At 74.1% G+C, this 12,848-nt stretch carries 11 protein-coding genes; 9 read left to right on the forward strand and 2 right to left on the reverse strand.

Features of this window, described 5'->3' with window-relative positions; translation table 11 throughout:
• The first annotated feature begins 1 nt into the window (after position 1).
• From BLU42_RS02040 to BLU42_RS02065, 6 genes are all read left to right on the forward strand, one after another.
• A complete protein-coding gene (locus BLU42_RS02040; RefSeq protein ID WP_407940245.1) occupies positions 2 to 1,183 on the forward strand; it encodes a 5-(carboxyamino)imidazole ribonucleotide synthase in 1,182 nt (393 codons plus the stop codon).
• On the forward strand, positions 1,176 to 1,703 hold the full coding sequence (purE, locus tag BLU42_RS02045) for a 5-(carboxyamino)imidazole ribonucleotide mutase (RefSeq protein WP_091072959.1): 528 nt from the start codon (positions 1,176 to 1,178) through the stop codon (positions 1,701 to 1,703). The genes BLU42_RS02040 and purE overlap by 8 nt, the downstream gene beginning before the upstream one ends.
• A complete protein-coding gene (locus BLU42_RS02050) occupies positions 1,684 to 2,493 on the forward strand; it encodes an EI24 domain-containing protein (RefSeq protein WP_091072962.1) in 810 nt (269 codons plus the stop codon). The genes purE and BLU42_RS02050 overlap by 20 nt, the downstream gene beginning before the upstream one ends.
• 22 nt (positions 2,494 to 2,515) lie before the next feature.
• Positions 2,516 to 3,688, forward strand: a complete 1,173-nt coding sequence (locus BLU42_RS02055) for an acyl-CoA dehydrogenase family protein (RefSeq protein ID WP_091072964.1) — start codon at positions 2,516 to 2,518, stop codon at positions 3,686 to 3,688.
• A gap of 85 nt (positions 3,689 to 3,773) precedes the next feature.
• Positions 3,774 to 5,438: a hypothetical protein gene (locus BLU42_RS02060; protein ID WP_157719723.1), complete on the forward strand. Its 1,665-nt coding sequence runs from the start codon at positions 3,774 to 3,776 to the stop codon at positions 5,436 to 5,438.
• Between the two features lie 74 nt (positions 5,439 to 5,512).
• Entirely contained in the window at positions 5,513 to 6,868 is a 1,356-nt protein-coding gene (locus BLU42_RS02065; protein ID WP_172825733.1) for an HNH endonuclease signature motif containing protein, read from the forward strand.
• Between the two features lie 38 nt (positions 6,869 to 6,906).
• On the opposite strand, the gene BLU42_RS21565 is transcribed toward BLU42_RS02065, so the two are convergent.
• Positions 6,907 to 8,172, reverse strand: a complete 1,266-nt coding sequence (locus BLU42_RS21565; RefSeq protein WP_091072970.1) for an LCP family protein — start codon at positions 8,170 to 8,172, stop codon at positions 6,907 to 6,909.
• Positions 8,173 to 8,344: 172 nt separating this feature from the next.
• Here BLU42_RS21565 and BLU42_RS02075 point away from each other — a divergent pair, with 172 nt between their 5' ends.
• Together BLU42_RS02075 and BLU42_RS02080 are read left to right on the forward strand one after the other, a co-directional pair.
• Positions 8,345 to 9,877 (forward strand): LCP family protein, encoded by a 1,533-nt coding sequence (locus BLU42_RS02075; RefSeq protein ID WP_231918401.1) that lies wholly within the window; start codon positions 8,345 to 8,347, stop codon positions 9,875 to 9,877.
• Positions 9,878 to 9,935: 58 nt separating this feature from the next.
• Positions 9,936 to 10,931, forward strand: coding sequence for a glycosyltransferase family 2 protein (locus BLU42_RS02080; RefSeq protein ID WP_091072973.1), 996 nt, complete (start codon positions 9,936 to 9,938; stop codon positions 10,929 to 10,931).
• A gap of 24 nt (positions 10,932 to 10,955) precedes the next feature.
• On the opposite strand, the gene BLU42_RS02085 is transcribed toward BLU42_RS02080, so the two are convergent.
• Complete coding sequence (locus tag BLU42_RS02085; protein ID WP_231918402.1) at positions 10,956 to 11,903, reverse strand: zinc-binding dehydrogenase; 948 nt, start codon at positions 11,901 to 11,903, stop codon at positions 10,956 to 10,958.
• A 118-nt stretch (positions 11,904 to 12,021) separates the two neighbouring features.
• On the opposite strand from BLU42_RS02085, the gene BLU42_RS02090 reads away from it, so the two are divergent.
• Positions 12,022 to 12,657: a TetR/AcrR family transcriptional regulator gene (locus tag BLU42_RS02090; protein WP_091072978.1), complete on the forward strand. Its 636-nt coding sequence runs from the start codon at positions 12,022 to 12,024 to the stop codon at positions 12,655 to 12,657.
• Positions 12,658 to 12,848 lie beyond the last annotated feature (191 nt).

The raw sequence follows: 12,848 nt of genomic DNA on the forward strand, positions 1-12,848 counted from the left end.
CTTGCGCGGCGTGACGACCTCCGCGCCCGTACGCCCCTTCGTCGTCGGGATCGTGGGCGGCGGCCAGCTGGCCCGGATGATGTACGAGGCCTCGATCGGGCTGGGCATCAGGGTCGCGCTGCTGGCCGAGGGGCCCGACGTCTCCGCGGCGCAGGTCGTGCACGACGTCACCGTCGGCGACTACACCGACCACGACACCCTCCGCGCCTTCGCCGAGCGCGTCGACGTGATCACCTTCGACCACGAGCACGTCCCGACGGGCCTGCTCCGCGACCTCGAGGCCGCCGGTGTCGCCGTGCGCCCGGGGCCGGACGCCCTCGTCCACGCCCAGGACAAGGTCGTCATGCGCGACCGGCTGAGCGCGGCCGGCATCCCCTGCCCGGCGTACCGGGTCGTGGCCGACGCCGACGCCCTGCGCGCCTTCGGCGAGGAGACCGGCTGGCCGGTGATCGCCAAGACCTCGCGCGGCGGCTACGACGGCAAGGGCGTGTGGAAGATCGACACCCCCGACCAGGCCGAGGAGCCCTTCGCCGCGCTCGGCGGGCTGAGTGCCGGCGCGGAGATCCTCGCCGAGGAGTTCGTCGACTTCACCCGCGAGCTGAGCGCGCTCGTCGTGCGCTCGCCCTCGGGCCAGGCGGTCGCGTACCCGGTGTCGGAGTCGGTCCAGCGCGACGGGATCTGCGTCGAGACCACGACGCCGGCGCCCGGGCTGAGCGAGGAGCAGGCCGTGGCCGCCCAGGCGCTCGCCCTGCAGGTCGCCGGGGAGCTCGGCACGGTCGGTGTCCTGGCCGTCGAGCTGATGGAGCGCCGCGACGGGACGGTGGTCGTCAACGAGCTGGCGATGCGGCCGCACAACACCGGCCACTGGAGCATCGACGGGGCGCACACCTCGCAGTTCGAGAACCACCTGCGCGCCGTCCTCGACCTGCCGCTCGGCGACCCCGGCACCCGCGAGGACTGGACCGTGATGGCCAACGTCCTCGGCGGGGGCGAGCCGGACCTCCCCTCCACGCTGCTGCACTGCTTCGCGCGCGACCGCCGGCTGCAGGTCCAGCTTTACGGCAAGGAGGTGAAGCCCGGCCGCAAGGTCGGGCACGTGACCACATACGGCGACGACCTGGTCGAGGTCCGTCGGCGCGCCCGGCACGCCGCCGGCTACCTGATGGGGGACCCGAATGCCTGAGACCGGCCTGCCCAAGACCGTGCCGCCGCGGGTCGGCATCGTCATGGGGTCGGACTCCGACTGGCCGACCATGCAGGCGGCAGGCCACGCGCTCGAGGAGTTCGGGATCGCGTACGAGGCCGACGTCGTCTCCGCGCACCGGATGCCCGACGCGATGCTCGCCTGGGGCCACGCGGCCCACGGGCGCGGGCTCGAGGTCGTCATCGCCGGGGCCGGGGGAGCGGCGCACCTGCCCGGCATGCTCGCCGCGGTCACACCGCTGCCGGTCATCGGCGTGCCGGTGCCGCTCAAGCACCTCGACGGGCTCGACTCGCTGCTGTCGATCGTGCAGATGCCCGCGGGCGTCCCCGTCGCGACCGTCTCGGTCGGCGGGGCGCGCAACGCCGGTCTGCTGGCCGTCCGCATCCTCGCCTCCGGCGACGCCGACCTGACCGCCCGGGTGCTCGCCTTCCAGGACGAGCTGCGCGCGGTCGCCGAGGCCAAGGGCGAGGCGGTGCGCCGTGCCGTCCGCCCCGGCTGAGGTCGTGGGCGGCGCGGCCCTGCTCGCCCGCTCCGCCTCCTTCCTCCTGCGTCGCCCGCGGCTCTTCTGGCTCGGCGCCGTACCGCCGCTGATCACCTCGGTGCTCTTCGTCGTGCTGCTCGTCCTGCTGGTCGCCGAGCTGCCCGCTCTCACCACCTGGCTCACGCCGTTCGCGTCGTCGTGGGGCGAGGGGTTCGCGCTGACCGCGCGCGTCGTCGTCGGCACGCTCCTGGTCGGCGGGACGGTCCTGCTGATGGTGCTGGTCTTCAGCACGCTCACCCTCGCCCTCGGCTCGCCGGTCTACGACCGCATCAGCGAGGCCGTGGACCGGTCCTGCGCCGGCGCCCCCGCACCGCTCGACGAGCCGCTGCGGACCGGGGCCGTCCGCGCCGTGCGGCAGTCCGTCGCCCTCGTGCTCGTCTCCGCGGCGGGAGCGGTGGTGCTCTTCGGCGTCGGGTTCGTGCCCGTGGCCGGGCAGGTCGTCGCCGCGGTCGGCGGGGCGCTGTTCGGGGGCTGGATGCTGGTGATCGAGCTGGTCGGCAGCCCCCTCGAGCGGCGCGGCGTGCTCACCCTCCGCGAGCGCCGGCAGACCCTGGCCCGACGCCGCTGGCGCAGCCTCGGGCTCGGCGTGCCCTGCTTCCTGCTGCTGTCCGTGCCCTTCGTCGCCGTGGTCGCCTTCCCGGTCGCGACGGCGGCCGGGACCCTCCTGGCGCGCCAGCTCCGCGACGAGCCGTCGGACCTCTCGACGGTTGCGCAGAAGTCGACGGCCCGACAAGTTACCGACCAGTAACTTCCGGGGTTACGCTGCCCGCATGGGCTTCGACGACGAGGTGACCACGGGCCTGTTCCGGCCGACGGAGGACCACGAGGCGATCCGCGAGGCGGTGCGCGAGCTGTGCGACGACAAGGTCGCGCCGCTGGCCGCCGAGGTCGACGAACGGGCCGAGTTCGGCTGGGCGTCCTACGAGGCGCTGCGGGCCGGGGAGTTCCACGCCCCGCACGTGCCGGAGGCGTACGGCGGCGTCGGCGCCGATGCGCTGGCCGTCGCGATCGTCATCGAGGAGGTCGCGCGCGCCTGCGCCTCGACCTCGCTGGTGCCCGCGGTCAACAAGCTGGGTTCGCTGCCCTGGGTGCTGGCCGGCAGCGACGAGCTCAAGCAGCGCTACCTGCCCCGCCTCGCCCGTGGCGAGGCGATGGTCAGCTACTGCCTGTCCGAGTCCGAGGCGGGTTCCGACGCGGCGTCCATGCGGACCCGGGCGGTCCGCGACGGCGACGGGTGGGTGCTGGACGGCGCCAAGCGGTGGATCAGCAACGCCGGCGTCTCCGAGCTCTACACCGTCTTCGCCGTCACCGACCCCGCCGCCCCGAGGGGCAAGGGAATCAGCGCCTTCGTCGTCGAGAAGTCCGACCCGGGCGTCTCCTTCGGCGCGCCCGAGCGCAAGCTCGGCATCAAGGGCTCGCCGACGTGCGAGGTCTACCTCGACCACGTCCGCGTGCCCGCCGACCGGATGATCGGCGAGGAGGGCGGCGGCTTCGCGCTGGCCATGCGGACGCTCGACCACACCCGCGTCACGATCGCCGCGCAGGCGGTCGGCATCGCGCAGGGCGCGCTCGACGCGACGCTGGCGTACGTCGCCGAGCGGCAGCAGTTCGGCCGCGCCGTCGCCGACTTCCAGGGCGTGCAGTTCATGCTCGCCGACATGGGGATGAAGATCGAGGCCGCGCGGCAGCTGACGTACGCGGCCGCCGGTCGCTCCGAGCGCGACGACCCCGACCTGACGTGGTTCGGGGCGAGCGCCAAGTGCTTCGCCTCCGACGTGGCCATGCAGGTGACGACCGACGCGGTCCAGCTCTTCGGCGGCTACGGCTACACCCGCGACTACCCGGTCGAGCGGATGATGCGCGACGCCAAGATCACCCAGATCTACGAGGGCACCAACCAGGTGCAGCGCGTGGTCATGGCGCGTCAGCTGCTGCGACGCTAGAAGGCCTCCGGCTCTCGGCAGGTTCTCAGGTGCGGGGCTGGGGAAAACCACCCGGACGGCCTGACGGCCCACGAGAATGTCGATCATGACCACCGGGCAGGACCCCGCACAGCTCTTCGGGCCACCACCGAGCACCTTCGGGCAGCAGGAGCTCTTCGCCGGCGGCTCGGTGCTGCAGACGCGCACCGGGGTCGCCGCCGCGGCGGACGCCTGGTCGGTCGCGGTCGGCAACCTCGACCTCGACGACCTCGCCGTCGACCTGCTCGAGGCGTCGATGCAGCGCCCCGGCCCGCTGCCCGAACGCGCGGCCGGCCGCCACGCCTCCTTGCTGATGATGGCCGGCCGGTACGCCGACGCGCTGGCCGTGCTGCCGGCCGACGTGACGCTGCCACCGCCGACCGGTGACGACCTCGAGCGCGACCACCTCGTCCAGGCGACGTGCCGCGCCGCGCTCGGCGACGACGGCGCGCTGGTCTGGCTGCGTCAGGTCGCGCCGATGGTCTCGGCTACCGACTGGGCGACGTACATGGCCCACTGCCTGCTGCGCGTGGGCGACGCCCGCGGGGACGCCGGCCTGACGTCCGCGTCGCTCGCCCAGCTGCAGCGGCTCGGGGACCGCGGGCGGCGGGTCGTGCCGCGCCTCGCCGCCGACGTGATCGCCTCCCGGCCGCGTCAGGCGCCGACGGGCAAGGCCGGTCGGGTCAAGTGGTGGGGCTCGAACGCCGACCAGCCGGCGGCCGTCGCGGTCAAGGACGCCGCCGGGCGGCTGCGGGTCGGGACCGACCTCCTGCACGGCGCCTCGGAGTCGTTCGTCTCCGACCCCTCGTTGGTCCTCGAGACCGCCGACCGGCTCCGCCTCGGCGGCGACCCGCAGGGTGCCGCGCTGCTGCTGCACGCGGTGAACCGGACCAACCCGCACGTGCGGCGCATCGAGGAGGCGCTCGCCGCGTACGTGCCCCCGGGTGCTCGCGGCCGTCGCCGTGCCCGGCGCGGGATCCTGCTCGCGCTCACCGCCGTCGCGTTCCTCGTGAGCGGGGTGACGGGCTACCCGGTCATCGCCATCGTGGCCGGCCTCGTGGTGGGGGCGACCGAGATCTTCGCCCGCGAGCCCGGGCTCGACCGCTTCGCGACGAACGTGCTCGACAACTACGGCGAGCGGGCCGGGCTGCGTGCCTTCTGGCTGCTGCCACGCTCCGTGGCCGACGAGGAACCCATCGGCGGGCGCCGCCGCATCTCCCCGCTGGTGCTCGGCCTGGTCGCCCTGGTGCTCGGGATCCTCATCTTCCCCGCCGCCCGGGACGCCGCGGCGGCGCACGGCCCGGCGACGAGCTGGCGGACCTCCCCGGGTCTGACGTGCTTCCTGGTCTGGATCCTGCTGCTGCCGGTGCTGACCACGTGGGCCGTGAGCCTGCTGCCCGGGCGTCGGATGGGCTACGTGGTGCCACGCCTCCCCGCCGCCGACACCGACTGCCAGTGCCGCCGCTGGACCGGGCTGTCGGGAACCTTCGCCTTCGCGTACGCCGCTGCGCACCTCGTCCCCGTGGCCACACCGCCGGTGCTCGAGCCCGCGTTCCGGCGCCACGGGCCGTTGCCGCCGTCGGTCAGCAGCTGCCCGGTGACCGGCGCGGCCTGGCTCGTGCTCACCCTCGGTCCCGAGAACGGCAAGCTGCTGCTCCGCAGCCCGATCGGCGCGTTCCCGGACCCGCCCGAGCAGGGCCACGAGGACGTGCGGACGGGGCAGTACCTCTAGGGCCTGATGTTCTGGCGGGGCGAGATTCGCTCACGTGTTCGATTATGTCAGTGGGCTTCCGTAGTGTCCTGCACATGGACGACGGGGCCGGGCTGGTGGAGGCGACGCCGGTCGAGCTCGCCCTGGCTGCGCACGAGGCGTCGTTCGACCATCTGCTGAAGCTGGTGGGTGACGGTGGTCTGGGCGATCATGACGACCTGGGCCTGGTCGCGGTGCTGCAGCGGGTCGAGCGGCTGCGCAACCGGCACGCCCTGCTCGACCACGCGCTGGTCGCCGAGGGCGAGGCCCGCCGGCTGCCCGAGACGTTGACCCAGCGGAGCATGGCCGGGGTCCTGACTTCGGCGCTGCGCCTGTCGCGGGGCGAGGCGGCCCGGCGGGTGCGGGCTGCCGAGCAGCTCGGGTCACGGCGCTCGGTGACCGGGGAGCCCCTGGCGCCGCTGCGGCCCGCGCTCGCCGCGGCACAGGAGGCCGGGGACGCGAGCCCGGAGCAGGTCGACGTGTGCCTGCGCGCCCTCGCGACCGTCGATCATCGTGGCTTCGACCCGGTCGAGGTCAGCGCGGCGGAGGAGCTGCTGGCCGGGTTCGTGGTCGCGTTCGCCCCGAAGCCGCTCGCCGACCTGGCCCGGCAGGTGGTCGAGCGGGTCGACCCGGACGGGACCCTGCCCGCCGACGAGGTCGACGCCGAGCGGCGCCACCTCACCCTTCGGACCGCTCGGGACGGGATGTGCGTGGGCGAGTTCCGGCTGACCCCGACCCTCGGGGCGAAGCTGAAGGCGGTCCTCTCACCCTTGGCGGCACCGCGGAACAGCGTGGTGGGTGAGGTCGATGGCCGGTCGGTGACCGAGGTCGACCCGCGCCACCACGGCCAGCGCCTGCACGACGCCCTTGAGAACGTGTGCGACCGGCTGCTGCGCTCGGGAACGCTGCCCGACTCCGGCGGCACACCGACGAGCGTGATCGTCACGGTCGGGCTCGACGAGCTGCAGCAGCGCACCGGCACGGGAGTCACGAGCGACGGGAATCGTCTGAGCGCGGCCGCGGTAGCGGACCTCGTCGAGCAGTCCGTCGTCCACCCCGTCGTCGTCGAGGCGAAGGGCGTCGTGCTCTCGATGGGACGGACGAGTCGGCTGGCGACACCGGGTCAGACGATGGCGCTCATCGCGCGAGACGGTGGGTGCAGCTTCCCGGGCTGTGAGCACCCACCGGAGTGGTGCGAGCGCCACCACGTCGTCGCGTGGGTCGACGGGGGCCGTACGGATCTGGACAACCTGACCCTGCTGTGCCGCTACCACCACCGACAGTTCCTGGCCCGGGGCTGGACGTGCCGGATGATCGAGCGGCTCCCGACCTGGACCCCACCACGATGGGTCGACCCGCAGCAGAGACCGTTGCGCAACACCCGCATCACCACACGCCACCTGGTCTGCTGATGCGGAGCCGCACTGCTGCCGTGCGTGTGGAGACTCCGCTACTGAGCGAACTTGGCGAGCTTGGAGGTGTCGCCCTTGGCGATCTGGCCGAACATGTCGTCCGCCTTCGACGCGTCCCACAGCACCGCCGAACCCACCGGCGAGGCGTAGCCCGGGTTGGCCACCGGGACGGTGAGGGTCAGTCCGTCGCCCGCGGAGACGGTGCGCAGCGCGAGGCCGGCCCGCGCCGTGTCGACGATCGTGGTGTCGTCGCCGACCTTGACCGCGGAGGCGGTCGCGGTCGACAGCTCCCAGTAGCGGCTTGGGTTGAGCACGGTCGCCGGCGAGGCGGCCTTCGCGGCGACGGCCGACAGCATCGCGCGCTGCCGCTCGACGCGGCCGAGGTCGCCGCGGGGGTCGGCCTTGCGCATCCGGACGTAGCCGAGGGCCGTCGTCCCGTCGAGGGTCTGGCAGCCCTTCTTGAGGTCCAGGTGGGAGTCGCGGTCCTTGATCGCCGACGGGATGCACATCCGGATGCCGTCCAGCGCGTCGATGACCCCGACGAAGCCCCCGAACCCCACCTCGGCGTACCCGTCGACCCGCAGGCCGGTGGCCTGCTCGACGGTCTGCACCAGCAGCTCGGGGCCGCCGATGGCGTACGCGGCGTTGATCTTGTTCTGCCCGTGCCCGGGGACCGTGACGTAGGAGTCGCGCGGGAGCGAGATGAGCACCGGCTTCCCGGTCGGCGGAGCGTAGACCAGCATGATCGTGTCGGTGCGCTGACCCGCGACGTCGCCGGTGCCGAGCTTCTTCTGCTGCGCCTTGGAGAGCCCCTCGCGGGAGTCGGAGCCGACCAGCAGGAAGGTCTCGCCCGGCTGCTCACCCGGCCGCTTGCCGCTCGGGGTGTCGTCGACCCGGCCCACCTGGTTCCACGCGTACGCGGGCACCCCCACGAGCCAGACGAGCGCGACGAGCAGCAGGACCAGGAGCGTGCGGAGGACGGTCCGTACCGGGCGCCGGCGACGCGGCCGCTTCGCGCCCCCGCCCGCGGGGACCCCCGGACCGCCCGGCCCGACCGGACCCGAGGGGCCGTACGGGTCGCCCGGTCCGCCGGGCTGCACGGGGCGGCCAAAGGGGGACGGGTACGCCGGCGGCACCGGTCGGGCGGGAGCCGGGGGAGCGGCGACGGAGGAGCGCGGCGGCACCCCGCCGGCGCGGCTCTCGGGCGGCGACGGCAGGGGCATGACGCGCGTGGGCTCGGGCTCCGGCCGGCTGCGCTCGCGCCCGTAGAGCCAGTCCAGGTCGTCCTCGCGGCGGCTGGGCATGACCTCGAGGCTACCGGCGCGGGGGTGCTCCGGCGTCAGACCGCGGGCCCTCCCGGAGGCAAGCCGCGTCGGACCGGCGTGGCACACCCAGGGCTGGCCCGATGCCTGCCCATACTGACGGACGGCCCGCTCCGGCGGTCCGTCCACGCCGTCGGCAGAGAGGCTCCACCCGGTGTCCAGCACCTTGACGCCCGAGCGCGAGGCCCACCTCGACGAGTCCCTCGACGGCGCCGAGCGCGACCGTCTGATCACCGACTCGCTGCAGACCTCGCAGCGCCGAGCCGAGGGGGTCAAGCTCCGTCGCGGGCTGACCTTCCTGCTCATGACCCTCGTGCTGCCGGGCTCGGCGCAGGTCGCCGCCGGCAACCGCCGCGTCGGCCGCTTCGCGCTGCGCATCTGGGCGGCGATCTGGGTCCTCGCCCTGCTCACCGCGCTCTTCCTGCTCGCCTGGCACACCGCGGCGATCACGGTGCTCACCGGCTCCGCCACCCTGCGCGTGGTGCAGGTCGCGCTCGTCGTGCTCGGCATCGGCTGGGCGCTGCTCTTCCTCGACGCGTGGCGGCTGAGCAACCCGCCGGACCTCGCCCGGCGCCACCGTCTCGGCTTCGCGCTGCTGAGCCTGGGCCTGGCCTTCGCCGTGGCGGCGGGCCTGGTCGCCTCGGCCAACGTCGTCTCCGCCCAGCGTGAGCTCGTCAGCACGGTGTTCGCCGGCGGTGGTGACGAGGCGGCCAAGGACGGCCGGATCAACGTGCTGCTCATGGGCGGCGACGCCGGCGCGGACCGCACGGGGCTGCGACCCGACAGCATGACGGTGGCGAGCATCGACCAGGTCACGGGCCGCACGGTCCTGGTCAGCCTGCCGCGCAACATGGAGCGCGCGCCCTTCCCGGCGTCGTCGCCGATGCACGCGAAGTTCCCCGACGGCTTCCGCTGCGCCGACCACAGCTGCATGCTCAACGCGGTCTACACCTATGCCTCGGAGCACAAGAACCTCTACCCGGGCGTGAAGAACCCCGGGGCCCAGGCGACCAAGGAGGCGATCGAGGGCGTCACCGGCCTGACGATCAACTACTGGGCGCTGATCGACCTCAAGGGCTTCGAGGACCTCGTCGACGCGGTCGGCGGCATCACGATGGACGTCTACCGCAAGGTCCCGATCGGCGGCGGCCACGCCAAGCTCTACGGCTACGTGGAGGCGGGCAAGGACCGTCACCTCGACGGCCGCGAGGCGCTCTGGTTCGCCCGGTCGCGCTCGGACTCCAGCGACTACGACCGCATGGTCCGGCAGAAGTGCGTGATGAACGCGATGCTCAACCAGCTGGACCCGATGACCGTGCTGACCAAGTTCAACGGCATCGCCTCGGCCAGCAAGGAGATCGTCGCCACCGACATCCCGAGCTCGCAGATCTCGACGATGCTCGACCTCGCGCAGAAGGCGAAGTCGAAGCCGGTCGGCAGCATCGCCGTCGTCCCGCCGCTGATGAAGGACTCCAGCAACCCGAACCTGCCGAAGATCCGCGCGGCGATCGGCGACCAGATCGCGAAGTCCGAGGCGATGGACCAGCCCAAGCCGTCGGCCTCGGCGGCACCGGCGGGCGGGGCCTCCACCAGCGCGCCGAAGAAGAGCAGCACCAGCGCGAGCTCGTCGGACCCGGGCAAGAAGGGTGCCGACACCTCCAACCTGTCGAAGGTCTGCTCGGCCTGACCTCGGCAGGGGGTAGAGGACGGTCAGGCGCGGCAGGCACGACAGGCGGGGTGGAGCGATGAGCAGGGACTGGCCCGGCGTCAGCGTCGTCATGCCCGTGCTGAACGAGGAGCGCCACCTCGGCGCGGCGGTCGCCGGCGTGCTGGCCCAGGAGTACGCGGGTGAGCTGGAGGTCGTGCTGGCCGTCGGCCCGAGCCGGGACCGCACCCGGGCCATCGCCGACGCCATCGCGGCGGAGGACCCGCGCGTGACCGTCGTCGACAACCCGGCGGCACGGACGCCGCACGCGCTGAACCTGGCCATCGGCGCCGCGCGGCACGACGTCATCGTCCGGGTCGACGGGCACGGCATGCTCGCCGACGGCTACGTGCGCCGAGCGGTGGAGCTGCTGGAGGAGACCGGCGCCGCCAACGTCGGCGGGGTGATGGACGCGCAGGGCTCGACGCCCTTCGAGGAGGCCGTCGCCGCGGCGTACACGACGAAGCTCGGGCTCGGCGGCAGCGCGTTCCACCTCGCGGAGTCGCAGGCCGGCCCGGCTGAGACGGTGTTCCTCGGGGTCTTCCGCCGCGAGGCGCTGCGCGCGGTCGGCGGCTTCGACGAGACGATGCACCGCGCCCAGGACTGGGAGCTGAACCACCGCCTGCTGGCGAGCGGCCGGCTCATCTGGTTCTCCCCGGAGCTGCGGGTGACCTACCGGCCCCGCTCGAGCGTGCGGGCCCTGGCCAAGCAGATGTACGACACCGGCAAGTGGCGTCGCGAGGTCATCCGCCGCTACCCCGACACCGCGAACGTGCGCTACCTCGCCCCGCCGGTCGCGACGCTGGCCATCGCCGCCGGCACGGCGGCCGCGCTGGTGGGTTCGCTGACCGGCTCACCTCTGCTCCGGCTCGGCTGGGCCGCGCCGGGCGGGTACGCCGCCGTGATCCTCGGCGGGTCGGCCGTCACCGCGCGCTCGATGTCGGACGCCGCCCGCGTACGCCTGCCGCTGGTCCTCGCCGTCACCCACCTGTCCTGGGGTGCCGGCTTCCTCGTCGGCCTGCGCCGTCGGCCCTGACCGCCTGCCCGAGAGCCGGTGGCCTCAGGGCACCAGCACGATCCGGCCGAAGACCGAGCCCTCGTCCATCCGGCGGTGGGCCTGCGCCGCGGCCTCCAGGGGCAGCACGTCGTGGACCACGGCGTGGAGCTCGCCCCGCGCCGCAGCGTCGAGGGCCTCGGCACGGGCCGCCCGCAGGTCGGCCCGCGCGACGGTGTCCAGGCTGAAGGTCGAGAACGACCGCGACTGCCGGAACGCGGCCAGCAGGCGCGCGCCGAAGTCGGCCGGCGGCATGCCGCCCACCACGCCGACCAGGACGTGGCGCCCGTTCGGCGCGAGGCGGTCGAGGAAGTCCGGCAGGTCGGGTCCGCCTACGACGTCGACGACCAGGTCGTACGCCGCAGGCCCGTCGCCGGCGCCGCGGCGATCGAGCACGTGGGTCGCGCCCAGGGCGCGCAGCCGCTCGCCGCGGGCGGGCGAGGACGTGGTGACCGCCACCGCGGCGGCGCCGGCCCGGACCGCGAGCTCGACGGCCGCGATGCCGAGGCTGCCCGCCGCCCCGCGCACGAGCACCGACCCGCCGGGTGCGGCGTGCCCGTGGGCCAGCGCGAAGCGGGCGACGGGGACGGCGCTGCCGAGGGTCACGGCCGCGACCGCACCCAGCCCCTCCGGGAGCGGGACGACGTCCTCGAGGCGGGCCAGGGCGCGCTCGGTGTAGCCCCCGCCGGTCCCGGTGAACGCCCACACGCGCCGTCCCACCCAGGTCGGGTCGACCCCGGCACCGACGGAGACCACGGTGCCTGCGACCTCGCTGCCCGGGACGAAGCCGGGGGAGAACCCGAGCCCGCCGATCGTGCCGCGCCGGATGACGGCGTCGACCCCGCCGACGCCCGTGGCCTCGGTCGCGACCAGCACCTGGTCCTCGCCGGGCGCCGGCTCCGCGACCTCCACCACCTCCAGCCCGTCGGGGTCCCCGAAGCGTCTGACCTGCACCGACCGCACCGCTGCCTCCGTCCTGCCACCCGGCTGCCGGGGTGGCTACGCTGCGACCGTAGGTGGACGCACCCGTCCACTTGGTCAAGCGAGGACGATCGGGCGGCGGACGCCTCAGATGCTGCGGGCGGACGCCCGCGACAACCGCGACCGGGTGCTGTCGGTCGCGCGGACCCTCTTCGCCGAACGGGGCCTCGGCGTCACGATGCGCGAGGTGGCGAGGAGGGCCGAGGTCGGGCCCGCGACGCTCTACCGGCGGTTCCCGACGAAGCAGGAGCTGGTGGACGCCGTCTTCGCCGACGAGGTCCGGGCCTGCCGGAGGATCGTCGAGGAGGGCTGCGCCGACCCGGACGCGTGGCGCGGCTTCTGCTCGGTGGTCGAGGGGCTGAGCGTGCTGAACGTGCGCAACCAGGGCTTCGTCGCCGCGTTCACCTCGGTCAGGCCGGACGTCGAGGTGTTCAGCGCGCACCGGGCCTCGTCGCTGCGGATGCTCGACGGCCTGGCCCGCCGAGCCCAGCGGGCGGGCCGGCTGAGGCCGGACTTCGTGCTCGACGACTTCGTCCTCGTGCTCCTCGCCAACCGCGGGATCGCCGCCGTCGCGGGCGTGGAGCGGGACGCGGCGGCCCGCCGCTTCGCCGCCCTGGCGCTCGAGGCGTTCAGCGCCTCGGGCGGGACCCGGCTGCCCCCGGCCCCGAGGCTCGTCGCCGGTGCCGTTCGTACACGAACAGGACCGGACCCAGCACCGCGAAGGTGATCAGGAAGCCGACGATGCCGACGTAGACGCTGTCGGTGCGCCAGACGACGTACGCGCCCACCGACGCGCAGACCAGGGACAGCAGCCAGAGCCGCCCCTGCTGGGCCAGCTCGCGTCGTCGTCCGGGGTCGAGCTCCATGCGGCTCCTTCGGCGTCGTCCCGGCGGTCGCCGGGCCCCCGATCGTACGGGG

The organism is Microlunatus sagamiharensis, assembly GCF_900105785.1.
Lineage (GTDB): Bacteria > Actinomycetota > Actinomycetes > Propionibacteriales > Propionibacteriaceae > Microlunatus > Microlunatus sagamiharensis.